Source organism: Bacillus sp. SN32 (assembly GCF_002837495.1).
GTDB classification, from domain to species: Bacteria; Bacillota; Bacilli; order Bacillales; family Bacillaceae; genus Bacillus; species Bacillus subtilis.
Genome location: NZ_PJCT01000002.1, coordinates 838,536 through 864,618, shown reverse-complemented (window position 1 = coordinate 864,618; position 26,083 = coordinate 838,536). Strand labels below are relative to the sequence as shown.

The 26,083-nt window shown below is 45.9% G+C and carries 25 protein-coding genes and 3 riboswitches; of the genes, 13 read left to right on the top strand and 12 right to left on the bottom strand.

Features of this window, described 5'->3' with window-relative positions; translation table 11 throughout:
* Window positions 1–77 precede the first annotated feature (77 nt).
* A complete protein-coding gene (gene dbpA, locus CW370_RS12745) occupies window positions 78–1,517 on the top strand; it encodes an ATP-dependent RNA helicase DbpA (RefSeq protein WP_101169679.1) in 1,440 nt (479 codons plus the stop codon).
* 18 nt (window positions 1,518–1,535) lie between these two features.
* Here dbpA and CW370_RS12740 read toward each other — a convergent pair whose 3' ends face one another.
* Entirely contained in the window at window positions 1,536–2,822 is a 1,287-nt protein-coding gene (locus tag CW370_RS12740) for an MFS transporter (RefSeq protein ID WP_080467404.1), read from the bottom strand.
* Window positions 2,823–3,028: 206 nt separating this feature from the next.
* Here CW370_RS12740 and CW370_RS12735 point away from each other — a divergent pair, with 206 nt between their 5' ends.
* From CW370_RS12735 to bglS, 3 genes are all read left to right on the top strand, one after another.
* Window positions 3,029–3,709, top strand: a complete 681-nt coding sequence (locus CW370_RS12735) for a hypothetical protein (RefSeq protein WP_101169678.1) — start codon at window positions 3,029–3,031, stop codon at window positions 3,707–3,709.
* Between the two features lie 94 nt (window positions 3,710–3,803).
* Entirely contained in the window at window positions 3,804–4,637 is an 834-nt protein-coding gene (gene licT / locus CW370_RS12730) for a transcriptional antiterminator LicT (protein ID WP_003242598.1), read from the top strand.
* Window positions 4,638–4,933: 296 nt separating this feature from the next.
* Window positions 4,934–5,662 carry a beta-glucanase gene (gene bglS, locus CW370_RS12725; RefSeq protein WP_024571825.1) on the top strand — a complete coding sequence of 243 codons (729 nt, stop codon included), beginning with the start codon at window positions 4,934–4,936 and terminating at the stop codon, window positions 5,660–5,662.
* Between the two features lie 144 nt (window positions 5,663–5,806).
* Here bglS and citH read toward each other — a convergent pair whose 3' ends face one another.
* Window positions 5,807–7,087: a citrate transporter CitH gene (citH, locus tag CW370_RS12720; RefSeq protein ID WP_101169677.1), complete on the bottom strand. Its 1,281-nt coding sequence runs from the start codon at window positions 7,085–7,087 to the stop codon at window positions 5,807–5,809.
* A gap of 201 nt (window positions 7,088–7,288) precedes the next feature.
* Between citH and CW370_RS12715 the strand changes: the two genes are divergently transcribed.
* The 3 genes from CW370_RS12715 to CW370_RS12705 all read left to right on the top strand — a co-directional run bounded on the left by CW370_RS12715 (window position 7,289) and on the right by CW370_RS12705 (window position 10,505).
* Window positions 7,289–9,349: a catalase gene (locus tag CW370_RS12715; protein ID WP_101169676.1), complete on the top strand. Its 2,061-nt coding sequence runs from the start codon at window positions 7,289–7,291 to the stop codon at window positions 9,347–9,349.
* A 49-nt stretch (window positions 9,350–9,398) separates the two neighbouring features.
* Complete coding sequence (locus CW370_RS12710) at window positions 9,399–9,689, top strand: hypothetical protein (protein ID WP_014478421.1); 291 nt, start codon at window positions 9,399–9,401, stop codon at window positions 9,687–9,689.
* A 144-nt stretch (window positions 9,690–9,833) separates the two neighbouring features.
* On the top strand, window positions 9,834–10,505 hold the full coding sequence (locus CW370_RS12705; RefSeq protein ID WP_101169675.1) for a DUF3298 and DUF4163 domain-containing protein: 672 nt from the start codon (window positions 9,834–9,836) through the stop codon (window positions 10,503–10,505).
* Between the two features lie 41 nt (window positions 10,506–10,546).
* On the opposite strand, the gene CW370_RS12700 is transcribed toward CW370_RS12705, so the two are convergent.
* Window positions 10,547–11,740: a NupC/NupG family nucleoside CNT transporter gene (locus CW370_RS12700; RefSeq protein WP_003227216.1), complete on the bottom strand. Its 1,194-nt coding sequence runs from the start codon at window positions 11,738–11,740 to the stop codon at window positions 10,547–10,549.
* Window positions 11,741–11,867: 127 nt separating this feature from the next.
* A riboswitch (purine riboswitch) is annotated at window positions 11,868–11,969 on the bottom strand.
* A 385-nt stretch (window positions 11,970–12,354) separates the two neighbouring features.
* Here CW370_RS12700 and CW370_RS12695 point away from each other — a divergent pair.
* The 5 genes from CW370_RS12695 (at window position 12,355) to CW370_RS12675 (ending at window position 16,954) form a co-directional block, all read left to right on the top strand.
* The gene (locus CW370_RS12695) at window positions 12,355–13,203 is read left to right on the top strand and encodes a putative RNA methyltransferase (protein WP_101169674.1); all 849 of its coding nucleotides are present in this window, start codon (window positions 12,355–12,357) and stop codon (window positions 13,201–13,203) included.
* 155 nt (window positions 13,204–13,358) lie between these two features.
* Window positions 13,359–14,777: a GntP family permease gene (locus CW370_RS12690; RefSeq protein ID WP_033882845.1), complete on the top strand. Its 1,419-nt coding sequence runs from the start codon at window positions 13,359–13,361 to the stop codon at window positions 14,775–14,777.
* Window positions 14,778–14,800: 23 nt separating this feature from the next.
* Entirely contained in the window at window positions 14,801–15,517 is a 717-nt protein-coding gene (locus CW370_RS12685) for a CoA transferase subunit A (protein WP_101169673.1), read from the top strand.
* Window positions 15,514–16,164 carry a CoA transferase subunit B gene (locus CW370_RS12680; protein WP_101169672.1) on the top strand — a complete coding sequence of 217 codons (651 nt, stop codon included), beginning with the start codon at window positions 15,514–15,516 and terminating at the stop codon, window positions 16,162–16,164. The genes CW370_RS12685 and CW370_RS12680 overlap by 4 nt, the downstream gene beginning before the upstream one ends.
* Window positions 16,165–16,180: 16 nt before the next feature.
* Window positions 16,181–16,954: a 3-hydroxybutyrate dehydrogenase gene (locus CW370_RS12675; RefSeq protein WP_101169671.1), complete on the top strand. Its 774-nt coding sequence runs from the start codon at window positions 16,181–16,183 to the stop codon at window positions 16,952–16,954.
* A 51-nt stretch (window positions 16,955–17,005) separates the two neighbouring features.
* Here the strand turns inward: CW370_RS12675 and CW370_RS12670 are convergent, their stop codons facing one another.
* The 9 genes from CW370_RS12670 to CW370_RS12635 form a co-directional block, all read right to left on the bottom strand.
* Window positions 17,006–18,142: a 5-methyltetrahydropteroyltriglutamate--homocysteine S-methyltransferase gene (locus CW370_RS12670; protein ID WP_024573175.1), complete on the bottom strand. Its 1,137-nt coding sequence runs from the start codon at window positions 18,140–18,142 to the stop codon at window positions 17,006–17,008.
* Window positions 18,143–18,219: 77 nt separating this feature from the next.
* Window positions 18,220–18,326, bottom strand: a riboswitch (SAM riboswitch).
* Window positions 18,327–18,394: 68 nt separating this feature from the next.
* Window positions 18,395–19,528, bottom strand: coding sequence for a 5-methyltetrahydropteroyltriglutamate--homocysteine S-methyltransferase (locus CW370_RS12665; protein WP_101169670.1), 1,134 nt, complete (start codon window positions 19,526–19,528; stop codon window positions 18,395–18,397).
* Window positions 19,529–19,610: 82 nt separating this feature from the next.
* Window positions 19,611–19,717, bottom strand: a riboswitch (SAM riboswitch).
* Between the two features lie 65 nt (window positions 19,718–19,782).
* A complete protein-coding gene (locus tag CW370_RS12660) occupies window positions 19,783–20,271 on the bottom strand; it encodes an LURP-one-related/scramblase family protein (protein WP_042976786.1) in 489 nt (162 codons plus the stop codon).
* A 128-nt stretch (window positions 20,272–20,399) separates the two neighbouring features.
* Window positions 20,400–20,663: a hypothetical protein gene (locus CW370_RS12655; RefSeq protein WP_010886640.1), complete on the bottom strand. Its 264-nt coding sequence runs from the start codon at window positions 20,661–20,663 to the stop codon at window positions 20,400–20,402.
* 289 nt (window positions 20,664–20,952) lie between these two features.
* A complete protein-coding gene (locus CW370_RS21720) occupies window positions 20,953–21,081 on the bottom strand; it encodes a hypothetical protein (protein ID WP_003227241.1) in 129 nt (42 codons plus the stop codon).
* A 104-nt stretch (window positions 21,082–21,185) separates the two neighbouring features.
* Window positions 21,186–22,418: a peptidase T gene (gene pepT, locus CW370_RS12650; RefSeq protein ID WP_024571478.1), complete on the bottom strand. Its 1,233-nt coding sequence runs from the start codon at window positions 22,416–22,418 to the stop codon at window positions 21,186–21,188.
* A 49-nt stretch (window positions 22,419–22,467) separates the two neighbouring features.
* Window positions 22,468–23,124, bottom strand: a complete 657-nt coding sequence (yxjL, locus tag CW370_RS12645; RefSeq protein WP_024571477.1) for a two-component system response regulator YxJL — start codon at window positions 23,122–23,124, stop codon at window positions 22,468–22,470.
* The gene (yxjM, locus tag CW370_RS12640) at window positions 23,111–24,328 is read right to left on the bottom strand and encodes a two-component system sensor histidine kinase YxjM (protein ID WP_101169669.1); all 1,218 of its coding nucleotides are present in this window, start codon (window positions 24,326–24,328) and stop codon (window positions 23,111–23,113) included. The genes yxjL and yxjM overlap by 14 nt, the downstream gene beginning before the upstream one ends.
* A gap of 17 nt (window positions 24,329–24,345) precedes the next feature.
* Window positions 24,346–24,819, bottom strand: coding sequence for a CcdC protein domain-containing protein (locus CW370_RS12635; protein ID WP_101169668.1), 474 nt, complete (start codon window positions 24,817–24,819; stop codon window positions 24,346–24,348).
* A 226-nt stretch (window positions 24,820–25,045) separates the two neighbouring features.
* Here CW370_RS12635 and galE point away from each other — a divergent pair, with 226 nt between their 5' ends.
* Window positions 25,046–26,068, top strand: coding sequence for a UDP-glucose 4-epimerase GalE (gene galE / locus CW370_RS12630; protein ID WP_101169667.1), 1,023 nt, complete (start codon window positions 25,046–25,048; stop codon window positions 26,066–26,068).
* Window positions 26,069–26,083: the final 15 nt, after the last annotated feature.

Below are 26,083 nucleotides of genomic sequence, written 5' to 3'. Positions count from 1 at the left end.
TCATTTTTCGTCAAAACACATATGCCTTCGTCAATTAGAGTATAATGAGAACATCTGCAAGAGACAGGAGTTTATACATGAGTCATTTTAAAAACTATCAAATCAGTCATGACATTTTACGAGCATTGGAAGGACTGGGATATACAGAACCGACCAAGGTGCAGCAGAGCGTGATCCCCGCTGCCCTTGAACGAAAGGATCTTGTCGTCAAATCACAGACGGGAAGCGGGAAAACGGCTTCGTTCGGGATTCCTCTCTGTGAGCTGGCGGATTGGGATGAAAACAAGCCGCAGGCGCTTATTTTAACTCCAACCCGTGAGCTTGCGGTGCAAGTAAAGGAAGATATCACGAACATCGGACGATTTAAACGGATCAAAGCGACAGCCGTATTTGGAAAATCCTCCTTTGATAAACAAAAAGCTGAGCTTAAGCAAAAAAGCCACATTGTTGTCGGCACGCCGGGCCGTGTTCTGGATCATATCGAAAAAGGCACGCTGCCGTTGGATCGTCTCTCTTATTTGGTCATTGATGAAGCGGATGAGATGCTGAATATGGGCTTCATTGAGCAGGTGGAGGCGATTATCAAGCATCTTCCGACTGAGCGCACAACGATGCTGTTTTCGGCGACGCTGCCAGAGGACATTGAGAAATTAAGCCGTCAATATATGCAAAACCCGGAGCATATCGAAATCAAAGCGGCCGGGCTTACCACAAGAAATATTGAACATGCGGTGATTCAAGTAAGAGAAGAGAATAAATTTTCATTGCTGAAAGATGTGCTGATGACGGAGAATCCCGACAGCTGCATCATTTTCTGCCGAACGAAAGAGCACGTCAATCAGCTGACCGATGAATTGGATGACTTAGGATATCCATGCGATAAAATTCACGGCGGAATGATTCAGGAAGACCGATTCGACGTCATGAATGAATTTAAACGTGGCGAGTACCGTTACTTAGTGGCGACGGATGTCGCCGCGCGCGGGATTGATATTGAAAATATCTCCCTTGTCATCAACTATGATCTGCCGCTTGAAAAGGAAAGCTATGTCCACCGCACGGGCCGAACGGGACGCGCAGGGAACAAAGGAAAGGCCATTTCGTTTGTCACGGCCTTCGAAAAACGGTTTTTAGCCGACATTGAAGAATATATCGGATTTGAAATTCAAAAAATAGATGCCCCTTCTCAAGAGGAAGTGGCAAGGAAGAAACCAGAATTTCTAGCTAAACTGAATGACCGTCCGGAAAGCAAAAAGGACAAAAGCGAAGAGCTGAATAAAGACATTATGAAGCTGTATTTTAACGGCGGAAAGAAAAAGAAAATCAGAGCCGTTGATTTTGTAGGAACGATTGCCAAAATTGACGGTGTGTCAGCTGACGACATCGGCATCATCACGATCATGGATAACGCCTCATACGTTGAGATTTTAAATGGTAAAGGCCCTCATGTTCTCAAAGTGATGAAGAACACAACCGTCAAAGGGAAAAAGCTGAAGGTGAATAAAGCGAATAAATGATGAATGACCTGCTCCCAGTTAAAGGGGCAGGTCATTTTGCTGCTGGCTGACATCGGCGCTGGTCTCCTCCGGAACAAAGGCAAGAATCACAATACCAATTACAAACAAAATGATCAGACTGAACACCGCAGTCGAGGATTTCCCGGTCAGCTGGGCGGTCACGGCAATGAGCAGCGGCCCCATAATTGAGGCGAATTTCCCGAAAATGTTGTAAAAACCGAAGAATTCATTAGCGTGGCGCTTTGGCACAAGCTTGGCGAAATAGGAACGGCTTAGGGCTTGAATACCGCCTTGCGAGGTGGCGACAAGCATAGCCAGTATCCAGAAATCAAGCGTTGTCTCCATAAAATAGGCATACACGCAGACGATCATATAAATGACGATCCCGACGTACAGCATGGTCTTCCCCGTGAAGCGTTCTGCCAGTTTTCCGTATACAATCGAAAACGGCGCGGCGACTACCTGGGTGACAAATAGGATGATCAGAAGGCTTGAGGAGCCGATCCCTAAATCTGATCCATAGGATGTCGACATCGTAATAATCGTGCCGACTCCGTCGATATAAAAGAAATAAGCGAGCAAGAAGAGGAAAAGTGCCCGGTATTGTCTGATCCGTTTCATCGTTTGGCCGAGCCGCTTAAAGCTGTTGATGACAATATGAGGTTCTTTTTTGATGTAATAGCGTTGATGGACATGTTTAATCATTGGGATGGTGAACAGCCCCCACCAGGCAGCCGTTATGAAGAAGGACAGCTGGCTTGCGGCCGATACAGACACTGGAATAGTCTCTGCTTGTGCGAGCAGGATGACAGCAATGCTGATGATAAATGGAATCGTGCTTCCAATGTATCCTAAGCCAAAACCCCGTGCCGAGACGAGATTCATCCGCTTCTCAGGCGTGACGTCCACGAGAAAGGCATCATAAAACACATTGGCGCCGGAAAAACCGATAGCCGATATCGTATAAAACAGCAACAATAGCAGCCAATGTTCACTAGGGATAAAGGCGAGCATCGCGGTGCTGGCGACACCGGCTGACACAAAGAAACCGAAGAACTTTTTCTTGCACCCTTCATAGTCGGCGATTGTGCCTAAAATAGGGCCGAGCATCGCAAGAATAAACGTTGAAATCGCAATAGTATAGCCCAGATAGGCAGTCGATTGAGCGGCGCTGACACCGCTTTCCGCAGCTGCTGATTTATAAAATAACGGAAATACCGCGGTGGTCACGACAATTGAGTAAGCAGAATTTGCCCAGTCATATAACACCCAGCTGTTTTCTTGTTTCGTAAAACGTTTCATCATCAGAGCCCCTCTCCGGTAACGATACTTCTATTGTACGAGAAATAGGCCTGAAAAGAATGGAATGCACGTCAATTTTTACAAAATATTTATGTTTTTTCGCTTCAAATCATACTTTTGATTTATTGCTGGGGTTAGGTGTATCTGGTACCATTTAACTATATTTCGTGGTATTTTCCAGAAGGGATTCAGCAGAGAGGAGACAGAGCATGAGGCGAATAGGCTTGTGTATAAGCCTGCTGGTCACAGTTCTTGTGATGAGCGCATGCGAAAGTGAAGGTGAGGCTCAGATGTTCGCAGACTGTGATCAAAAGACAGTAAAACAAACCGCAGCCAAACCGATGAGCAGCAAGAAAAAGCAGGATTTCCAAGCCCTCGCAAGCGACAGGCAGCTGGCCATTGTGTTCAGTTCCATGATACAAGTGAGCGAAGCATTTGATTATGGAATCGGCAATCCAGAATACTTCGTGCGAAGCAGCATGACTGAAGAAGAAGCAGACATTGCGAAGGAGAATCTCGAATCGATTAAGCTTGAGAACAAATCGCTCAAAAAACAAAACAGCGAGGCGGTCGCCTTGCTTCAAAAAACGCGTAATCAAGACATGAGCCGCATCGAAATTCAGCAGCTGACAGAAAATAGAGCCGCTTTTTTTGAGACCGCAGACAATATGATCAAACTCATCGGCCATGTCACACCGAAAAACGCGAAGAAGACAAGACAGCAGCTGGATCAGCTGAAAAAACAATATACACAATACAGCGCCGAAAGCGTCAAAATCATGAACAGCATTGTCAAAAAGCAGAAAGCTGACAAGGCATCATTTGAACGCCATCTGGAGGCGCTGCTTCAAAAACAGCCCGGGCAGCAGGTACGGAGTGAATTGTACTGACCAGCTTCCGTCTTTCCCTGATGATATTGACCTAGTACAAAAAGAATGTACAATCAAGATATAGTCTGTTCTTAGTTGATTGGAGGGACATGTCATGAAAATTGCGAAGGTGATCAACAATAATGTGATCAGCGTGGTCAATGAACAAGGGAAAGAATTGGTCGTCATGGGCAGGGGGCTCGCGTTTCAGAAAAAGTCCGGCGATGATGTCGATGAAGCCCGCATTGAGAAAGTGTTCACGCTCGATAACAAGGATGTATCAGAAAAGTTCAAAACCCTTTTGTATGATATACCGATCGAGTGTATGGAAGTATCCGAAGAGATTATCAGCTACGCAAAATTACAGCTCGGCAAAAAGCTCAACGACAGCATCTATGTGTCGCTGACCGACCATATTAACTTTGCCATCCAGCGCAACCAGAAAGGGCTTGATATCAAAAACGCCTTGCTGTGGGAAACAAAACGGCTGTACAAAGACGAATTTGCGATCGGCAAAGAAGCGTTGGTCATGGTAAAAAACAAGACAGGTGTTTCTCTGCCAGAGGATGAAGCAGGCTTTATTGCTCTGCATATTGTAAATGCCGAGCTGAATGAAGAGATGCCCAATATCATCAACATTACAAAAGTCATGCAAGAGATTTTGAGTATTGTAAAATACCATTTTAAGATTGAATTCAACGAAGAATCGCTTCACTATTATCGGTTCGTCACCCACTTAAAATTTTTCGCGCAGCGTCTTTTTAACGGCACTCACATGGAAAGCCAGGACGATTTTTTGCTGGATACAGTGAAAGAAAAGTATCATCGCGCGTATGAATGCACGAAGAAAATCCAAACCTACATTGAGCGGGAGTATGAGCACAAGCTCACAAGTGACGAGCTGCTGTATTTAACCATTCACATAGAAAGGGTAGTTAAACAAGCATAATGAGAGCGCTGATATTTTTATTTTCGTGTGTTCGTTTTTTTCTTACATTTCCATATGATAATGTTAGGATTGTTACTGATAAAGCAGGCAAAACCTAAATTACAATGAGTGCGGATCATCTCTGTCTGTGCTGATGGTAATTTAGGTTTTTATTTTTTTCAGAGGGAAGATGATGATAGTTACAGGATTCAAGTAAGTAAGATTCGGTATTATCATTATTTTGACCGATGTTCCCTTTTAAAAGAATCATGTAAGATCAACATAGAAAACGCTTTCAATGAAAGGGGAATGCCAATATGCCTTATCTGAAACGAGTGTTGCTGCTTCTTGTCACTGGATTGTTTATGAGTTTGTTTGCAGTCACTTCTACTGCCTCGGCTCAAACAGGTGGATCGTTTTTTGACCCTTTTAACGGCTATAACTCCGGTTTTTGGCAAAAAGCAGATGGTTATTCGAATGGAAATATGTTCAACTGCACGTGGCGGGCTAATAACGTATCAATGACGTCATTGGGTGAAATGCGTTTAGCGCTAACAAGCCCAGCTTATAACAAGTTTGACTGCGGGGAAAACCGTTCTGTTCAAACATATGGCTATGGACTTTATGAAGTCAGAATGAAACCAGCTAAAAACACAGGGATCGTTTCATCGTTCTTCACTTACACAGGTCCAACAGATGGAACTCCTTGGGATGAGATTGATATCGAATTTTTAGGAAAAGACACAACGAAGGTTCAATTTAACTATTATACAAATGGTGCAGGAAACCATGAGAAGATTGTTGATCTCGGGTTTGATGCAGCCAATGCCTATCATACGTATGCATTCGATTGGCAGCCAAACTCTATTAAATGGTATGTCGACGGGCAATTAAAACATACTGCAACAAACCAAATTCCGACAACACCTGGAAAGATCATGATGAACTTATGGAATGGCACGGGTGTCGATGAATGGCTTGGCTCCTACAATGGTGTAAATCCGCTATACGCTCATTATGACTGGGTGCGCTATACAAAAAAATAATGCCAAATGTGAAAGAGCCTGCTGCAATATAGCAGGCTCTTATGATTGTAATGAGGAGTTGTTGGCATGAATCTTCTATTCACTCATAATATCCTATTTGATCTTCTCCCCTCTGTACTCAATGCTACGATCAAGCTCATACATTTAGAAAGAAATAATCCCAGTCAAAAGCGCCGCAATGGTCATCACAATCGTTGTTCCCACGGCCCATTTAATAGTGAATTTTTGATGGTCGCCAAAGCTGACGCCTGCCATTCCTACCAATAGATAGGTGGAAGGCACAAGCGGGCTGAGCAGATGCACAGGCTGCCCCAGCAAGGAGGCCCTTCCGATTTCAGCGGCGTCTATTCCGTAAGCGGAAGCGGCTTCGGCGATGATGGGAAGGACACCGAAGTAAAAGGCGTCATTCGACATGAAAAAGGTGAAGGGCATGCTGACGATCGCAGTGATTAACGGCAGGTGCGGGCCCATGGCATCAGGGATGAGTGAAACGAGAGAATGCGCCATGGCATCCACCATTTTTGTGCCGGAGAGAATGCCTGTGAATATGCCCGCAGCAAACACCATTGAGACAACGTTTAACGCATTACCCGCATGCGCCGAGATTCGTTTCTGCTGCTCTTTGACATTTGGATAGTTAACCATCAAGGCAACGGCGAACGCAGTCATAAAAAGAACAGGAAGCGGCAGCAGGCTGGTGATCAGTGCGGCCATCAGAGCGACAGTCAGCAGCAGGTTAAACCATTGAAGAGCGGGACGCTTGAGCGGTGCGGCCTCCGGATCGGAAGACGGTGCGTGATCAATCGAAATGACGCCGAGCCGCTTCCGCTCTTTCTTTCCGAGGATATAAGCAACGGCGATCACCCAGAGAATGCCGGCGATCATAGCGGGAATCAGCGGCGTAAAGACCTCTGACGTGTCCAATTTTAAGGAGGCCAAAACCCTCGCAGTCGGCCCGCCCCACGGGATAATATTCATAACCCCCGAACCGAGCATCGCTATTCCCGCTAACACCAAACGGTTCATGCCGAGCCGTTTGTAAAGAGGCAGCATCGCTGCAATGGTAATCATATAGGTTGTTGTCCCATCTCCGTCCAGCGAAATGGTCATGGTCAGAACCGCTGTGCCTACGGCGATTTTTAACGGATCTCCTTTGACAAACGATAAGATTTTGGCAATGAGAGGATCAAACAGACCTGAGTCAATCATAATGCCGAAATACAGGATGGCGAATAACAGCATGATACCGGTAGGGGCGAGGTCTGTAACGCCCTGAATCATCATCTCGCCGAGATCTTTGCCAAATCCGCTGATCAGGGCAAACACAATAGGAACGACAATCAAAGCAATAAGAGCGGAAAGCCGGTTAGACATAATAAGGTACATAAAGACAATCATCATCACAAAACCGAGTATGGCAAGCATGATATGACCTCCCCTATTCAACAGCTTTTTTTAGTAAGCGCTTCCATCCTTTCTTTCTGTGAAGAAGGCTTATTTCAAATGTGTATGACCGCATATTTATATGTAGACCAAAAATCCTAATGAGCGGATTAGCAGTTTATATGAAGAACGCCACGGGTAAATGTGCTGTAGAATGTTTCGTTTTAAAAAGGGGGAGCAGACATGAGTGATGACCAAAACAAACGTGTAAATGAACACTCAAAGGACGAGCAGCTTGAGCAGTACAGGACCGATAACAGCGGGAAGAAAATGACGACAAACCAAGGCTTGCGAGTGTCAGAGGATGAGCATTCGTTAAAAGCCGGGGTTCGCGGTCCGACGCTGATGGAGGATTTTCACTTTCGGGAGAAAATGACGCACTTTGACCATGAGAGGATTCCGGAGCGCGTTGTGCATGCGCGCGGGTATGGCGTGCATGGCTTTTTTCAGGTTTACGAACCAATGACGGAATATACACGGGCCAAATTTCTTCAGGACCCTTCGGTGAAGACACCGGTATTTGTCCGTTTTTCTACGGTCGCGGGTTCTAAAGGCTCCGCAGACACGGTGCGGGATGCCAGAGGCTTTGCGACAAAATTTTATACTGAAGAAGGAAACTATGACCTTGTGGGAAATAACATTCCGGTGTTTTTCATTCAGGATGCGATCAAATTTCCGGATTTGGTTCATGCGTTTAAGCCTGAGCCACACAATGAAATGCCTCAGGCCGCGACTGCTCACGATACGTTTTGGGATTTTGTCGCCAATAACCCTGAGTCGGCTCACATGGTGATGTGGACGATGTCAGACAGAGGCATCCCGCGCAGCTACAGAATGATGGAAGGCTTCGGCGTTCACACGTTCCGTTTTGTCAATGAACAAGGAAAGGCACGTTTCGTGAAATTTCACTGGAAGCCGGTGCTCGGCGTGCATTCTCTCGTATGGGATGAAGCGCAGAAAATTGCCGGGAAAGATCCGGATTTCCATCGCCGTGACCTGTGGGAAACAATTGAAAACGGCGGCAAGGTTGAATACGAGCTCGGCGTGCAGATGATTGATGAGGAAGATGAATTCAAGTTTGATTTTGATATTCTTGATCCGACTAAGCTGTGGCCGGAAGAGCTTGTGCCGGTGAAGATCATTGGGAAAATGACGCTGAACCGCAACCAGGATAATGTGTTTGCGGAAACAGAACAAGTCGCATTCCACCCGGGAAATGTCGTGCCGGGCATCGACTTTACAAATGACCCGCTCCTGCAGGGACGGCTTTTCTCTTATACAGACACACAGCTCATCCGTCTTGGCGGTCCGAACTTCCATGAACTTCCGATTAACCGGCCGGTATGTCCATTCCATAACAATCAATACGACGGCTATCACCGGATGACGATCAATAAGGGACCTGTCGCTTATCATAAAAACTCACTGCAAAACAATGATCCGTCGCCTGCGACAGCTGAAGAAGGCGGCTACGTCCACTATCAGGAAAAAGTCGAGGGCAAAAAAATCCGCCAGCGAAGCGACAGCTTCAACGATTATTACTCACAGGCGAAGCTTTTCTGGAACAGCATGTCTCCTGTGGAGAAAAAGCATATCATTTCTGCTTTCTGCTTCGAGGTCGGGAAGGTCAAAAGCAAAGACGTACAGCGGCAGGTCGTTGATGTCTTCAGCAATGTCGATGCAGATTTAGCAGAAGAAATCGCCAAAGGAGTAGGCGTGGCGGCGCCCGCGAAGCGTAAAGCATCTAAAGAAATTCTTACTTCGCCTGCGTTAAGCCAAGCCCGTACAGTGAAAACCGCGTCAACAAGAAAAGTCGCTGTACTCGCCGGAAACGGATTTCATGAAAAAGAGCTGCAAACAGTGCTGGAAGCCTTAAAGCAAGAAGGAATCACAGTAGATATCATCAGTCAAAATCTGGGGTATATGACAAGCGGCAGCGGACAGCAGCTTGAGGCCAACGGCACGTTCCTGACGGTTGATTCTGTTCTGTATGATGCCGTCTATGCCGCAGGAGGGCCGGAGTTAAAAGACAACAAACAAGCGATGGCGTTTATCAGAGAAGCTTACAATCACTACAAGGCGATCGGTGCGGCAAATGAAGGAATTGACCTTCTTCAATCCTCTGTCGGGACAACAGAGGGGCCAGGCATCGTAACGGCTAAAGATGAACCTGACTACACCGCTTTCAGCAAGGCATTTATCGATGCGGTTGCTGCTCATCGCCATTGGGATAGACGAATTTGATCGGCTCCTGTATCTTTAAGGAAGATACTTTTCATAAGGAGCATGACAAATGAACGAAAAACAGCTCGCTGAAGCTTACGAACGCGATGAAAATATGATGATTTTGGTGTTTGCCCAGTGGTGCGTGAACCATGATCTTGATCCGATGGAGCTGTACGCCAAAGCGTATCCGCAGCAAAAGCTGAATGAAAGCTTGAAAAAAACCATGGACGATCTGGTCGTGCCAAAACACGAAGCAGAGCACATTCCGGACCAGACTGTCATTGCGGTATTAGAGATGTTCGGAAATACAGATTTGGCACAGGCCGTTCATGAAGCGATTTCTGGGCGCAAACAGTAAAAAAAGAGACATCCTGTGTCTCTTTTTTTATTGGAAAAATCATGCTGTTAGACCTAGAAACTTCTTTCGATTTAATCAGTCTATAAAAGTGTGTATTGCTTAAATAAGGGAATGATAAACAACGACATCAAAGGAGGAGATTGTATGAAATGGAATAAAATGCTGAAAGCCGCGGGGATTGCAGTCTTGCTTTTTTCCGTATTTGCATATGCGGCCCCATCTTTAAAAGCAGTTCAAGCGAAAACACCGACTGTCAGCACCCATACGTACAAAAAGATCAAGGAGTTAACGTATCCACAAGTGCATCACGTCGGGAATGCCGCGTTTGAAAAGAAAATCAATCAAGAGCTGAAAGCCTACATTGAACAATCGTATCAGGAATATCTGAAAAACAAAAAAGCAGGCGAACAGCAGGGCTTTAAAACGGAATATCAAACATCCTTCAGCGTCAAATACAATGCGGCAGACAAGCTCAGCATTCAAACACTCAATTATATCTATTCAGGCGGCGCCCACGGTTTAACGTCTGTCCAGTCCTTCAACTATGACTTGAAAACACAAAAGCGGGTGACGCTGGATCAGATTCTGAACACCAAAACAAAAGTCAGCAAAACGAGAGATTACCTATATAGCTATATCAAAAAACACGATGAGCTGTTTTTCCCTGATGTTAAGAAAGAGGATATAACCCTAAACAAAGACACAATGTTTTACTTTACGGCAAACGGGATCGCCATCGTCTTTGGCCAGTATGACTTGGGGCCTTATGCAGTGGGAATCCGGGATGTGCAGGTGCCAGCCTCTATTTATCAATAATGAAAAGAGCCATATCCGAAAAGGGATATGGCTCAATGTTTCTACCACACAAACAGGCCGACAATCGCAGCACTTAATAAAGATACCGCAATTCCGCTGACGAGCAGTTTCCACACGTTTCTCCCGATGACCGTTGACTTTTCTCCGTCAAGGATCGAATTGTACGTGCCGTAAATCATGCCGACAGTACTGAAGTTTGCAAAGGACGTCAGGAATGTCGTCGCCACCGCAACGGTGTGAGGCGGAAGGGATTTAAGATTGTTTTTCAAGTCAAGCATCGCAACAAACTCGTTTGTTGCTAATTTCATGCCCATCAGCTGAGCAACATACATCGCATCGTGCACTGGCAGTCCAAGCAGGAATGCGAACGGACTGAACAGATAAGCAAAAATCGTCTGGATGGTCAGGCCGTGTACGAAAACGCCAAGAATGCCATTAACTGCTGACGTTAATGCGACATATCCGATCACCATTGCCAAAATAACGATCACCATGTTCATGCCGACAAGCATACTGTTAGAAATCGTAGAGAAAAAGTCTTTCTTCTCTTCTTTAGGCGGTGTATAGATGATATCTTCATCCTCCGGCACGTGAACAGGATTCAGCAGGTTTGCGATAATCAGCGCGTTTAAGCAGTTCAAAGGAATGGCTGTAAACACGTATGTCGCAGGCACCATTGAAAGATAAGATCCGATAATGGAGCCGCTGATGCTGCTCATGCTCATTAAGCCGAATGTGAGCAGGCGGTTGTTGCTTAAAACCGTTAGCTGCTGGCGGATAACCGCAAGTGCTTCGGTATTTCCAAGAAACATCATTTGAATAGAGAAAAAGCTTTCTAATTTCGGCAAGCGGGAAGCCTTTGAAATCACCCATCCGATTTTATCAATCAGCCAAGGCAAAATGCCGAAATACGTTAAAATATCAAAGAATGTGACGATAAAGATAATTGGAAGAAGCGCACTAAAGAAAAAGTCTACTGTTTCATTCGCCATCACTGACGGAAAGGCAAACGCGATACCGTCACTGGCGCAAGCAATCAGCCAAGTGAAGAAATCACCGATTTTACCGATAGCCCAGCTTCCGACTTTTGTTCCCAGCATAAACCAAGTAATCAGCAATTCCAGAACAATTAACGTAATGATCGGGCGCCACTTGATTTTCTTTTTCTGCGGAGAACATAGGAATACAACTGCCATAATCACAATGAGACCGACAAGGTTTAGTAAAAAGTACATGATAGCAACTCCTATGAGGGTTATTATGGAAACAAAAAAAGCTCTTATCCTTCACAAATTCTGGAAGTGCAGAAAGTGTGAAAAATAAGAGCAAACAGAAAAGAACTTGTCCTTTTCAACTCGTTCAAATTTATTCAAACTTTCTTGTAGTCTAGTTTTTTACGGTTACTAGGTAGAAACAATCAGACCATATTACTGATCATATACAAGAATGTCTTTTTCTAAGATGATAGCAGTATTTTATCCTTTCACTTTTTGAAAATCAACCTTTTTAACTATTTTCACAATAATAAAATTTATATTCTAAAATGAGAAAATAAAGGAAAAACATGCTGGATTGCTATGCTGATATGATGTTGGCGGGATACCAGCATGTCAGTACTGATTTTTCTTCACTATAAGGTTCCAGCTCCTGGATATTTGTTGTATGATGGAAACGGGGAAACCCATACAGCAGAAAGGGAGTTTTTTTCATGATTATCCAATTCATTCGTTATAGATAATGACAGGTGTAGACAAACTGCCAGACCTGGCCAATTTTTGAGATAGGACTAGGTTTATTTGTCTATGCCTTTTTCATTTATCTAAAAATGAATGAATGAGGTGTTTTTATCATGAAGCGAACAGTTGATTTCAGCATGTTTCGATGCCCGCTCTGCGTTTCTTCTATGGATGCGGCATCAGGGAAAAGCTTGATTTGTACAGAACGAGGACATACATTTGATCTATCTCGGCACGGCTACGTGAACTTTCTGACGAAGCCGGTCAAAACCAGTTACGGTGCTGAGCTTTTTGAAGCGAGGAGCAGGCTGATTGGAGAATGTGGTTTTTTTGACCCGCTCCATGATGCGATTGCAGAACTCATCAGTCATCCCAAATCTGGTCATGAGGCATTCACCATCCTGGACAGCGGTTCCGGTGAGGGTTCTCATTTGAATGCGCTTTGCGGGTTTGATTATGCAGGGAAAGCAGTGATAGGAACCGGCATAGATCTTTCGAAGGATGGGATCTTAAAAGCTTCTAAGGCATTCAAAGATCAGATGTGGGCGGTTGCCGATGTGGCGCGTGCTCCTTTTCATGATCGCCAATTTGATGTTGTTCTGTCTATTTTTTCGCCGTCCAATTATGCAGAGTTTCATAGACTGCTGAAGAATGATGGCATGCTCGTAAAAGTAGTGCCGCGAAGCGACTATTTAATAGAATTAAGGCAATTTTTATATACTGATTCACCAAGGCGCACATATTCCAATATGGCAGCTGTTGAGCGTTTTGCAGCAAATGCTGCACACAGCCGTCCTGTCAGGCTGCGCTATGTTAAAACGCTTGACCAGCAGGCGATCCACTGGCTTCTCAAGATGACGCCGCTTGCCTGGTCGGCGCCGAAAGATCGAATAAGCCTGCTGAAAGAGATGAAAACAGCCGATATTACGGTTGATGTTGATATCCTAATAGGAATGAAATGAATGGCAGAGGAAAGCTCCGAAAAAAGGAGCTTTCCTTTTTTAATCGGAATAGTTGGCCCACGCTTCTCGTACATATATGGAAAGGGGACGGAAACAGCCGATGCGGACAGGTTTTTGTAAACGCTTTCTAGTTCGCGGAAACGGGGGATGTGTGTGTGGAACTGATCATCATTCTATTGGCGTTAGGTTTGCTGATGTTTACGGCGTATCGGGGATTTTCTGTCATATTGTTTGCGCCGATTTGCGCGTTATTCGCGGTGCTCCTGACAGATCCAAGCCATGTGCTTCCTTTTTTTTCATCAATTTTTATGGAGAAGATGGCGGGTTTTATTAAACTGTATTTCCCAGTGTTTTTGCTCGGTGCCATTTTTGGAAAGGTCGTTGAAATGGCCGGGCTTGCGGCATCAATCGCGAAAACAATTGTCCGGCTTGTCGGGGCAAAAAGAGCGATACTTGCCATTGTGTTGATGGGTGCTGTCTTGACGTACAGCGGTGTCAGCCTGTTTGTTGTCGTATTTGCCGTATATCCTTTTGCGAAAAACATGTTCCAAGAAGCAAACATACCAAAACGCCTCATCCCGGGAACGATTGCTTTAGGTGCTTTTACGTTTACGATGGACGCACTTCCGGGGACGCCGCAAATCCAAAATGTCATCCCGACGTCGTTTTTCAAAACAGACATTTATGCCGCCCCTTGGCTGGGCTTGATGGGCGCAGTGATTGTGCTGGCAGCTGGGATGCTCTATTTGGAATCAAGGCGGAAGAAAGCACAGGCATCTGGCGAAGGCTATGGCGGTTTTGATTCGCAGAATGCTGCTGCTCCTGAATCGATTGAGTCCGCGGCTGAACCGGACAAAAGCCCGATTCGGCACGCGCTTGCCTTTGTCCCGCTTATTCTCGTCGGTGCAGTGAATAAATATTTTACCATTTACCTGCCAAAGTGGTATCCGAATGGATTTGATTTTTCTTCCATAGGATTAAAGGAGTTCGGCAGGCTTGATATTTCTTCAGCAGCTGCTATTTGGTCGGTGGAGATTGCTTTAGTGATTGGCATCATCACAACAATTTTATTTGATTGGAGAAGTGTGTTTGCCCAATTGAAGGAAGGGCTGAATGAAGGAATTGGCGGCGCCTTGCTGGCATCTATGAATACGGGTGCCGAGTACGGGTTCGGCGGCATTATCGCCGCGCTGCCGGGGTTTCATAAGCTGAGCAGCGGAATTTCACATACTTTTACCGATCCGCTTGTAAATGGCGCCGTTACGACAACTGCGCTGGCGGGAATCACCGGCTCGGCTTCAGGAGGAATGGGCATTGCGTTAAGCGCGATGTCAGAACAATACTTACAGGCGATTCAGGCTTACAATATTCCGCCAGAGGTGATGCATCGGGTCATTTCAATGGCATCAGGCGGGATGGATACACTGCCGCATAATGGCGCCGTTATCACGCTTCTGGCCGTGACGGGTTTGACACACCGGCAATCCTATCGCGATATTTTTGCGATCACGCTCATTAAAACGGCTGCCGTATTTGCTGTGATCGCGATTTACAGCCTGACTGGTCTAGTGTAGAAGAAAACGAAAGGGGCATCAATATGGGAAAAGTGCTGTCATCAAGCAAGGAAGCTGCGAAATTGATTCATGATGGGGATACGCTGATCGCGGGAGGGTTTGGGCTGTGCGGCATCCCTGAACAGCTCATTTTGTCTATAAGAGGCCAGGGGGTAAAGGATTTAACCGTTGTCAGCAATAACTGCGGAGTCGATGACTGGGGGCTTGGTTTGCTTCTGGCTAACAAGCAAATCAAGAAAATGATCGCTTCCTATGTCGGTGAAAATAAAATTTTTGAGCGGCAGTTTTTAAGCGGAGAGCTTGAGGTCGAGCTTGTTCCCCAAGGAACGCTCGCTGAGAGAATTCGTGCAGGCGGTGCAGGCATACCGGGATTTTATACGGCGACAGGCGTCGGCACCTCCATAGCCGAGGGAAAGGAACATAAAACATTCGGCGGCCGGACTTATGTGCTGGAGCGAGGCATTACCGGCAATGTGGCGATCGTCAAAGCGTGGAAAGCGGACACCATGGGCAATTTGGTTTTTAGGAAAACGGCGAGAAATTTCAATCCCATTGCCGCCATGGCAGGCAAGATCACGATTGCCGAGGCGGAAGAAATCGTGGAAGCAGGAGAGCTCGATCCAGATCACATCCATACACCGGGAATTTACGTACAGCATGTCGTGCTTGGCTCGAGCCAAGAAAAACGGATAGAAAAACGAACAGTTCAGCAAGCATCGGGAAAGGGTGAGGCCAAGTGAAGGAAGCGAGAAAACGAATGGTCAAACGGGCTGTACAAGAAATCAAGGACGGCATGAATGTGAATCTCGGGATTGGAATGCCGACGCTTGTCGCAAATGAGATACCCGATGACGTTCACGTCATGCTTCAGTCGGAAAACGGCTTGCTCGGAATCGGCCCCTATCCTCTGGAAGGAACGGAAGACGCGGATTTGATCAATGCGGGAAAGGAAACGATCACTGAAGTGACGGGCGCCTCTTATTTTGACAGCGCTGAGTCATTCGCGATGATAAGAGGCGGGCATATCGATTTGGCTATTCTCGGCGGAATGGAGGTTTCGGAGCAGGGGGATTTGGCCAATTGGATGATCCCCGGCAAAATGGTAAAAGGGATGGGCGGCGCCATGGATCTCGTCAACGGGGCGAAACGGATCGTTGTCATCATGGAGCACGTCAATAAGCATGGCGAATCAAAGGTGAAAAAAACATGCTCCCTTCCGCTGACAGGCCAGAAAGTCGTGCACAGGCTGATTACGGATTTGGCTGTATTTGATTTTGTGAACGGCCGCATGACACTGACGGAGCTTCAGGATGGTGTCACAATTGAAGAGGTTTATGAAAAAACAGAAGCTGATTTCGCTGTAAGCCAGTCTGTACTCAATTCTTAATGGGAAGGTGTTTGACATGAGAAAACAAGTCGCTTTGGTGACAGGGGCTGCCGGCGGAATCGGATTCGAAATCGCAAGAGAATTCGCCCGTGAAGGTGCCAGCGTCATCGTTTCAGACCTCCGTCCGGAAGCATGTGAACAAGCAGCCTCCAAGCTTGCAGAAGAAGGCTTTGACGCGGCGGCCATTCCGTATGATGTGACAAAGGAAGCGCAAGTTGCTGATACGGTGAACGTCATCCAAAAACAATACGGCCGCTTGGATATTCTGGTGAACAATGCCGGTATTCAGCACGTCGCTCCGATTGAAGAGTTTCCGACAGACACCTTTGAACAGCTGATCAAGGTCATGCTGACGGCCCCCTTTATTGCAATGAAGCATGTTTTTCCGATCATGAAAAAACAGCAGTTTGGCAGAATCATTAATATCGCGTCTGTTAATGGATTAGTCGGCTTTGCAGGGAAATCCGCTTATAATAGCGCCAAGCACGGCGTCATTGGACTCACAAAAGTAGGGGCGCTGGAAGGCGCGCCCCACGGCATAACAGTCAATGCGCTCTGTCCGGGTTATGTCGATACCCAGCTTGTACGCAATCAGCTTAGCGATCTATCGAAAACTAGAAATGTCCCTTACGACTCTGTACTTGAACAAGTCATTTTTCCGCTTGTGCCGCAAAAGCGACTGCTTTCCGTCAAGGAAATTGCGGATTATGCCGTGTTTTTGGCAAGTGAGAAGGCGAAGGGCGTCACTGGGCAGGCTGTCGTCCTTGATGGGGGCTACACCGCACAATGACATAAAAAACACACTTGCTCCGCTAGGGAATCAAGTGTGTTTTTTCTTTGCTTATTTCCAAACATCATTAGCGATCTCAACCACATGGCGGAGCTTCGCCCATTGCTGTTCTTCAGTCAGCTTATTGCCTTCCTCAGTTGAAGCGAATCCGCATTGAGGGCTGAGGCAAAGCTGGTCTAAGCTTACATAACGGGATGCTTCTTCGATACGGCGTTTCACGTCATCCGGATTTTCAAGCTCACCGAATTTAGATGTCACTAAGCCAAGAACAAGCTGAAGATCAGACCGTTTTACGTAACGGAGCGGCTCAAATCCGCCTGAGCGTGAATCATCATACTCTAAGAAAAGTCCGTCAAGATTCAAGCCGTCAAAAATGGTTTCGGCTGCTGCGTCATAGCCGCCTTCCGCTGTCCAAGTGGACTGGAAGTTGCCGCGGCAAATATGCATGGTTACCGTCAAGTCATCCGGGCGGTCTGCAATCGCGTCGTTAATGGATTTCGCAAACAGCTGGCGAAGCTCATCAGGCGTTGTTCCGAACGCTTCGATTTGTTTTAAGCCTTTTTCTGATAAGAAAACGGCCCACGCTGTATCATCGAGCTGGAGGTAGCGGCAGCCTCTGTCATAAAACGCTTGAATCGCTTTTTTATATGCTTTGGATACATCGTGCTGGAAAAGGTGATAATCTTTTTTATACGCATCCTTTTCCAGTTTTCCGCGGAAAAACAGCATATTCGGGCTTGGAATCGTCATCTTTGGCGTTGCGTCACCGGCAATGCTATGGAGAAATGAGTAATCTTCAAGCATTGGGTGAGTTGAAAAGTCGATATCGCCTGTGACTTTAATGCCGCGTGCTTTTGTCTGTACGTTATGGAATTGGATTCCGTGCTCAGGAGTAAACGGCTCAACGCCATCTAAGTTTTCCAGGAAATCAAAGTGCCACCACGCTCTGCGGAATTCACCGTCTGTCACGACGTTCAGGCCGGTTTCCTTCTGTTTTTCCACAATGCGGATGATTTCATCGTTTTCAATTTGGCGAAGCTGCTCAGCCGTAATTTCGCCGGCCGCTTTTTGCAGCCGCGCTTTTTTAACGGGCTCAGATCTCAACAGGCTTCCGACTTGATCCGCGCGAAACGGCGGTTTTTTTCTTTGAAGTGATTTTTGTTCTGCGGGTGTTGTTTGTTGTGACATGTTGTCCATTCCTTCTTTCCATTCAAATATAAAAAAGCTCTTCCTTTGGATAAGGAAGAGCTTGCGTGACAATCTCAACCTTATCTTCAAGAGCAATCATTGCTCTAAAGGATTTAGCACCATTCTGTTAAACAGCGGTTGCCGGGTATCGCAGGGCCAGTCCCTCCACCTCTCTTGATAAGGAAAACCTTTTTATGAAATTTTCTGATAGTATCTATTATTCACACATTTTCTATTTCTGTCAATGATAGATTATCTCCACACATCGTTGGCAATGTCGATGACATGGCGAAGCTTTGCCCATTGCTGCTCCTCTGTCAGAAGGTTGCCTTCTTCTGTAGAGGCGAAACCGCACTGCGGGCTCAGGCATAGCTGGTCCAAGCTGACAAAACGCGCGGCTTCATTGATACGGCGTTTCACATCCTCAGGATTTTCAAGCTCGCCGTATTTTGATGTGATCAAGCCGAGCACAATTTGCAGATCCTTGCGCTTCACAAAACGGAGCGGATCAAAGTTTCCGGAGCGGTCATCATCGTATTCCAAGAACAGGCCGTCAAGGTTTAAGCCGTCCAAAATCGTTTCCGCTACAGCGTCGTACCCTCCTGATGCCGCCCAGGTTGAGCGGAAGTTGCCGCGGCAAATGTGCATTGTGATCGTTAAATCGCCAGGCCGGTCTGCGACGGCATCGTTAATTGTTTTGGCAAACAAGGCAGGCAATGTTTCTGGATCGCCGCCGAGCGCCCGGACAACCTCTCTGCCTTTTTCCTCAAAGAAAAGAGACCATGACGTATCATCAAGCTGAAGATAGCGGCATCCAGCGTCATAAAAGGCTTTAATTGCTTTTTTGTACGCTTGGGCCAGATCATGAAAGTATTCCTCTTGGTCGTCATAAATCCCTTTATCCGCCTTTTCGCCAAAAAACAGCATATTTGGACTGGGAATGGTCAATTTTGGCGTCGCGTTACCGGCAATCTCATGTAAAAATTGATAATCAGCAAGCGCTGGGTGGCTCGTAAAATCGAGTTTTCCCGTCACTTTGATGCTGCGCGCTTTCGTTTTTGTGTTATGGAACTGAATCCCCTCAGCCGGGATGAACGGTTCCACACCGTCAAGCCCTTCCAGGAAGTCATAATGCCACCAGGAACGCCGGAATTCCCCGTCTGTTACCACATCGAGACCGATTTCTTTTTGTTTTTCCACGATGCGGATGATCTCTTGATTTTCGATATCACGAAGCTGTTCTGCTGTCATCTCACCAGCCGCTTTTTTTTGCCGGGCTTGCTTTACCGGAACGGAACGAAGCAAACTGCCGACATGATCGGCGCGGAAAGGTGCTTTGCGTTGTTTTTCTGTTTTTTGTCCTGCAACATTCGTTTGTTGAGCCATGTTATTCGCCTCTTTTCTGAAATATTGAGCATGTAAAAAGCTCTTCCTTTGTGTAAGGAAGAGCTTGAACGATCAAATCTCCGCCTCATCTGCAAGAACGCAATGTTCTTAAGGATTTAGCACCATTCTGTTTGAAACAGCGGTTGCCGGGTATCATAGGGCCAGTCCCTCCACCTCTCTTGATAAGGTACAACTTCATATTCAGATTTCAATTATCTTAATATTATTACTTTTGGATCAATTGTCAATGTTTTTTAGAGAATACTTTCATTTTCATCGTTATATAAAACCATATCAAGCACGATAGCGATGGCAGTGCAAATCAGAACATCTTCCTCGTTTGCAATCTCCAAGTGATAGGAATCACCCCAGCTTAGCCACTTTTTGCTCACTGACATCCGGACATTTTCCCCGTCCGTCAGCTGGAATTCATCCCTCCATAAATCACCATCGATTTCCCAGTTAAGCCCGGAAATCACAAATTTCGGTTTGAAAAACGTTACTTTCTTCGTTACCTCACAAACTGTTTTCCCGCCAATTGAAATCTCATAGCGCGGCAATAAAGACATTAGTTTTTGTTCTATGGAAACGAGCGTTTTCCCAGATGAGTCTGTCATTTGTAATGAGTCTCCTAACGAGAAAAAACGCCCCTCCACCTTGAATGTTTCTTGTTCATCCCGGTCATAAATGTGAAATGCATCTTTAAATGAGAACATTTTTTGTTTCATAAATAACTCGATCATTGCTGAAGTCTCCTTTGGGTTTGCCTTGTATGAAATTACGGATAGGTGGCGAAAAGGTTTCAGGCTCTAAATCAAAACAATTTTAAAAGGCTGCGTGATTCAGCAGCCTTTTCGTTTGAAATATAGAATTAGGAAAGATGCATCCGGCGTTTTTGGCGGATGGCGTCAAGGTCGATTAGGTTGTTGTGATGAGGTGCGGCTGCTGGCAGAGGGCTTGTCTTTTGCGGTTTGCGGCGATTGTCCTTGCTGAAAGAAAAAAGAAGATAGCCGCATAATGCGATGATAATAAATAGGATCATATTACATACCTCCCAAAAAAAGTTTTGGTACTCTCTATTGTACGGATAAAATGCCAAAAAGTATTCGAAAAATTCTAAATCAATAAATAACAAGGAACTGTCCCTCTAAAACAGTATAACCTGATGACCTGAAAATAGTCTTGAATTACGCTGTTTGCTCTTGTTGATGATTGGTTCTATAGTTACTATCGACGATAAAATAAATTCCTTTATATAACTTTTAACCTAAGTTTCCGTAATTCGAATTACCTGTTTTTGGGTGCTGTTTTCTTGCTTGTTTGGTTTATACCCTATTTTGCGGAATTGAACACAAAAAACCCAAATTTCGGAGCATTTGGGCGGTACGGGTGAATACGGATTGTATCTTGGGGATTTGAATGTTTTATTTGAAGAAGCGTTTGAACATTTTTCTGATTTTTTGAAATGGGCTGGATTTCTTTTGCATGTTAAGCGGCCTGGAAATGATCCATTTTTTCAAGAGACTCTTTGCAGCGATTGCATGTTTTGTCATTGTTTTTCCTCCTCATTTGTTGATACTTGTTTTACGGAGGACGTGTTTAAAATGTTTCATTTTCACACAAAAAAGCCAGTCCTTTTTTGGACTGGCTTTTGGCATTAGGCTTGCGCTTCAAACTGCTTTGCAATCTCAACGATGACATTTACGGCTTTGACCATATTATCAACTGAGATGTATTCAAATTTGCCGTGGAAGTTTTCCCCGCCTGTAAAGATGTTTGGCGTCGGAAGCCCCATGTAGGACAGCTGCGATCCGTCGGTGCCGCCGCGGATGGGGGAAATCTTCGGTTCAATGCCGAGGTTTTCCATCGCTTGCTTGGCAATGTTGACGATTTCGATGACAGGTTCAATTTTCTCTCTCATGTTGTAGTATTGGTCGTTCATATCCAGCAGAATCCGGTCTTGCCCGTATTCGTTTTGAAGTTCTTCAACGGCACGCTTCATTGTTTCTTTTCTGTTTTGGAAATTCTCTTTGTCAAAGTCTCTAATAATGTAGTGGAGCTTTGTTTCCTCTACGTCTCCTTGAATCGACAGCAGGTGGTAGAAGCCTTCATAGCCTTCCGTATATTCAGGCGCTTCGTCTGCCGGCAGCAGGCTGTTCAGCTTCATCGCGATTTTCGCAGAGTTGATCATTTTTCCTTTAGCTGTTCCGGGATGTACGTTGTTGCCTTTAATCGTAATTTTTGCGGCAGCGGCATTGAAGCTTTCATATTCAAGCTCGCCGAGCGGCCCGCCGTCAACCGTGTAGGCAAAGGATGCATTGAACCGTTTCACATCAAATTTGTGCGGCCCTCTTCCGATTTCTTCATCAGGCGTAAAGGCGACTCTGATTGTACCGTGCTTGATTTCAGGGTGTTTGATGAGGTAATCCATGGCTGTCATGATTTCAGCGATACCGGCCTTATTGTCTGCGCCGAGAAGGGTGGTGCCGTCTGTGGTGATGAGTGTATGGCCCTTATAGCCGGACAGCTCAGGGAATTGATCAGGTGACAGGGTGACCTGCAGCTGTTTGTTGAGAACGATGTCTTTTCCATCATAGCTTTCGATGATTTGCGGATTCACGTTTTTGCCGGTAAAGTCTGTAGCGGTGTCGACGTGAGCGAGAAAGCCGATTGTCGGCACGTCTTTTTCAGTATTGGAGGGAAGAGTTGCCATGACATAGCCGTTTTCATCAATGGCTGCATCCTGCATGCCGATGGACTTCAATTCATCAACGAGCATGTTTCCTAATGTCAATTGGCCGGGTGTGGAAGGACAAGTGTCAACGGATTCATCGGACTGTGTGTCGACTTTTACATATGTAGTAAACCGTTCAATGATTTCTTCTTTCATTTCCAATCATCTCCTTTGTCTTATTTTAGCATGGCGGGATGAGAGATTTCTATTGCACAATACCGTTTCGAATGGCAAATACGACTGCCTGTGTCCGGTCTTGGGCATTGCATTTTTGCAGGATGCGGTGCACGTGGGTTTTCACAGTGCTTTCACTGACGAAAAGCTTTTCAGCAATATCCTCATTTCTCAGTCCGTAGGCCATTTGCTGAAGAACCTCAAGCTCTCTTTTGGTGAACGGCTCTGCCAGTTCTTCGGCATGGGGCTGTTGCTTCGCTCGAAATGTCTCACTGATAATTTTAGCAGCTGTGACTGTACGGAAAATCGCCTCGCCTCTCGCCGCAGCGCGAATCGCATCTATCAACTCCTCAGGAAGTGTATCCTTCAGCAGATAGCCGACTGCGCCCGCACGGATGCCTTCAAATACGTATTCTTCCGTGTCAAAGGTGGTTAAAATGACTATCTTTGTATTTGGAAGTGCGGACATAATGTCTTTCGCCGCTTCGATGCCTGAGCAACGCGGCATCTGGACATCCATGAGGATGACATCGGGTTTTGTTTGTTTTGCGAGTGCTATAATATCGTGACCGTCGCCGGCCTCGCCAGAAACCGTCATATCCGTCTGTGCGTTGATGACGTAGCGGAAGCCTTCACGCACAAGCGGCTGATCATCGGCAAGCGCGACGCGTATTTTATCTTTGTTCATCTTTTTGCTCCTTATTCGTTGTCATGAGCGGCAATGACAGCTCAATTTTCAGGCCGCTCGGCTGTACGGCACTGAAAGTAAGGGAACCGCCTGCTTTTTCTGCGCGCTCTTTCATTCCTGTCAGGCCAAATCCATAAGTAAGGATGCCGGTGAATAGTCCGTCGTCGGTGATTGTGACATAGAGATGGGACTTGTCGTTAGAAATGACGGCCGCCGCATGGGAAGCGTCAGCGTGACGAATGATATTGGTCAGCGCTTCCTGCAAGATGCGGTAGATCGTTTCGCTCACGTTTGGAGGCCAAGACTCTTCTGATAGTCCGGCAGTATCTAAAGAAACGTGCAAGCCGCTCCGTTCCTCCACTTGATGAATGAGCCCCCGCAAAGCGGTAAGCCCCACCATCGATTCACTACGGCCCATTTGGTGAACGACAGACCGTACCTCTTGAAGACATTCCCTGGCGACACTCAGTACATTTTGAATGACTTTTTCTGAATCTTCCTTGCTGCTTTTGAGTATATAGGGAAGAGATTGAAGCTGAACAATCACAGAAGTCAGCTCGTGACCGATGCTGTCATGAATGTCGCGGGCGATTCTTGTACGTTCCTCAAGGACCGCGTACCTTAATGAAAGAACAGAAGCCTCCTGCAGCTCTGCATGCGCTTTCTGGAGTTCTTTATGAGCATGCTCCAGCTGCACATGCATTTTTGCCAATTCAGCATGATTCCGTTCAGCCTCCCTTCTCGCTTCTCGTCTGAAACGCATGGAGGAGAAGAGGACGTACAGCCCGAGCATGATCGAGATGTTGCTGATGATGGTATTCAAGCTTCCCCCTTGTGAGGATAGGAGTAATATGTTGCCTCCAATTAAACATGCTGTGAAGATCAAGGATAGCCGTGAAGGGAGTCTAAAGGCGGCATATATCATTAAAAATACAATCAAAAAATAGGCGGCACCCTGCTCTTGGCCGGAAACAGCCCAAAAGAAATCGGTCAGGAGCCAGAGTCCGATGAATATGCTCAAACTAACAGCAGTGGATACCACATAGGGAATGATCCAAATGAATGCTAAGTAAACCGCAAATACAAATGCTAACAAAATGGGATCAGCTTTGGCTGGGTGAGATAAAAATTGTATGCAATTCAAAATGAGAATAAGGCTCGGCACAAGCTTCTTGTAGTGCCGAGCCGGAGATTGTCCGTTCATGCTGGTCCTTCTTTCAGTTATTGAATGGATACTTTGCCAGCGGTCAGCCGTCTGTAAGCTTTATAAAGCATGATGTTACGGGCTGTGATGGTGCCGAGAGGAATGAAGAACATAGAATGAATAATGGCAATAAACATCTCGTTGCTCTCAGGCAGCCATGTTCTCGCGGCCATACGCAAAGAAAGTATCACTAGAATGAGAATAACACTTCCAAGGGAGCCGCGTGAAGTGACCTTTCCGGTTTCCGGGTGAATCCGCACGTTTACCATCTTTCCAATGCCAAACCCGCAGACCAGCCCGATCAGTAATAAAATGCCGCTGATCGCCACATGTAATACGGAATGAAAATACGCCGGCTGAAACGATGCAGATACGCCCCATAAGAGCAGCAGCGGAATGATCAGCAACTTCCCGGGTCTGACAGCTCTCTCTCGATACATCGATAAAATAATAAGAATCAATACAATAAAAATATAAGGGCTCATCGCCATGTCATCAAATCCTTTCTGCATTAAGCATAGCGAAAATAGGAAAGAAAAACGTCAACCGGCAGATTGATTTTTCAGCTGCTATACTTGCTCGCTGCATAAAGGTATGAAAATGCTGATAATATATGAAGAAACTATTAATAAACGATTAAACTTCTTAAAAATGGATGTGGACCGGTTCTAAACACTATATAATGATAACAGGTCATTTTTTAGGAGGGTTTACATCATGGCAATACTTGTTACTGGCGGTGCCGGGTACATTGGCAGCCACACATGTGTTGAACTATTGAACAGCGGCTACGAGATTGTTGTTCTTGATAATCTGTCTAACAGTTCGGCTGAAGCGCTGAACCGTGTCAAGGAGATTACGGGAAAAGATTTAACGTTCTACGAAGCGGATTTATTGGACCGGGAAGCGGTAGATGAGGTTTTTGCTGAAAATGAAATCGAAGCTGTGATTCATTTTGCTGGGTTAAAAGCAGTCGGTGAATCTGTGGCGATTCCGCTCAAATATTATCATAACAATCTGACAGGAACGTTTATTTTATGCGAGGCCATGGAGAAATTCGGCGTCAAGAAAATCGTATTCAGTTCATCTGCGACAGTGTACGGCGTTCCGGAAACATCGCCGATTACGGAGGACTTTCCATTAGGCGCGACAAATCCTTATGGGCAGACGAAGCTCATGCTTGAACAAATATTGCGTGATTTGCATACAGCCGACAATGAGTGGAGCGTTGCGCTGCTTCGTTACTTTAACCCGTTCGGCGCGCATCCAAGCGGACGGATCGGTGAAGACCCGAACGGAATCCCAAATAACCTTATGCCGTATGTGGCACAGGTAGCAGTCGGGAAGCTCGAGCAATTAAACGTATTCGGAAATGACTATCCGACAAAAGACGGGACAGGCGTACGCGATTATATTCACGTCGTTGATCTCGCAGAAGGCCACGTCAAGGCGCTGGAAAAAGTATTGAACTCTACAGGAGCCGATGCATACAACCTTGGAACAGGCACAGGCTACAGCGTGCTTGAAATGGTCAAAGCCTTTGAAAAAGTGTCAGGGAAAGAGGTTCCGTACCGTTTTGCGGACCGCCGTCCGGGAGACATCGCCACATGCTTTGCAGATCCTGCGAAAGCCAAGCGGGAACTGGGCTGGGAAGCGAAACGCGGCCTTGAGGAAATGTGTGCTGATTCCTGGAGATGGCAGTCTTCTAATGTGAATGGGTATAAGAGTGTAAAATCATAAAAAGAAGGGCAGGGT

Bases quoted from the DNA above. Each gene is read 5' to 3' on its own strand.
- dbpA (WP_101169679.1), top strand. From the start codon at position 78: ATGAGTCATTTTAAAAACTATCAAATCAGTCATGACATTTTACGAGCA.
- CW370_RS12740 (WP_080467404.1), bottom strand. From the start codon at position 2,822: ATGATGAAACGTTTTACGAAACAAGAAAACAGCTGGGTGTTATATGAC.
- CW370_RS12735 (WP_101169678.1), top strand. From the start codon at position 3,029: ATGAGGCGAATAGGCTTGTGTATAAGCCTGCTGGTCACAGTTCTTGTG.
- licT (WP_003242598.1), top strand. From the start codon at position 3,804: ATGAAAATTGCGAAGGTGATCAACAATAATGTGATCAGCGTGGTCAAT.
- bglS (WP_024571825.1), top strand. From the start codon at position 4,934: ATGCCTTATCTGAAACGAGTGTTGCTGCTTCTTGTCACTGGATTGTTT.
- citH (WP_101169677.1), bottom strand. From the start codon at position 7,087: ATGCTTGCCATACTCGGTTTTGTGATGATGATTGTCTTTATGTACCTT.
- CW370_RS12715 (WP_101169676.1), top strand. From the start codon at position 7,289: ATGAGTGATGACCAAAACAAACGTGTAAATGAACACTCAAAGGACGAG.
- CW370_RS12710 (WP_014478421.1), top strand. From the start codon at position 9,399: ATGAACGAAAAACAGCTCGCTGAAGCTTACGAACGCGATGAAAATATG.
- CW370_RS12705 (WP_101169675.1), top strand. From the start codon at position 9,834: ATGAAATGGAATAAAATGCTGAAAGCCGCGGGGATTGCAGTCTTGCTT.
- CW370_RS12700 (WP_003227216.1), bottom strand. From the start codon at position 11,740: ATGTACTTTTTACTAAACCTTGTCGGTCTCATTGTGATTATGGCAGTT.
- CW370_RS12695 (WP_101169674.1), top strand. From the start codon at position 12,355: ATGAAGCGAACAGTTGATTTCAGCATGTTTCGATGCCCGCTCTGCGTT.
- CW370_RS12685 (WP_101169673.1), top strand. From the start codon at position 14,801: ATGGGAAAAGTGCTGTCATCAAGCAAGGAAGCTGCGAAATTGATTCAT.
- CW370_RS12675 (WP_101169671.1), top strand. From the start codon at position 16,181: ATGAGAAAACAAGTCGCTTTGGTGACAGGGGCTGCCGGCGGAATCGGA.
- CW370_RS12670 (WP_024573175.1), bottom strand. From the start codon at position 18,142: ATGTCACAACAAACAACACCCGCAGAACAAAAATCACTTCAAAGAAAA.
- CW370_RS12665 (WP_101169670.1), bottom strand. From the start codon at position 19,528: ATGGCTCAACAAACGAATGTTGCAGGACAAAAAACAGAAAAACAACGC.
- CW370_RS12660 (WP_042976786.1), bottom strand. From the start codon at position 20,271: ATGATCGAGTTATTTATGAAACAAAAAATGTTCTCATTTAAAGATGCA.
- CW370_RS21720 (WP_003227241.1), bottom strand. From the start codon at position 21,081: ATGACAAAACATGCAATCGCTGCAAAGAGTCTCTTGAAAAAATGGATC.
- pepT (WP_024571478.1), bottom strand. From the start codon at position 22,418: ATGAAAGAAGAAATCATTGAACGGTTTACTACATATGTAAAAGTCGAC.
- yxjL (WP_024571477.1), bottom strand. From the start codon at position 23,124: ATGAACAAAGATAAAATACGCGTCGCGCTTGCCGATGATCAGCCGCTT.
- yxjM (WP_101169669.1), bottom strand. From the start codon at position 24,328: ATGAACGGACAATCTCCGGCTCGGCACTACAAGAAGCTTGTGCCGAGC.
- CW370_RS12635 (WP_101169668.1), bottom strand. From the start codon at position 24,819: ATGGCGATGAGCCCTTATATTTTTATTGTATTGATTCTTATTATTTTA.
- galE (WP_101169667.1), top strand. From the start codon at position 25,046: ATGGCAATACTTGTTACTGGCGGTGCCGGGTACATTGGCAGCCACACA.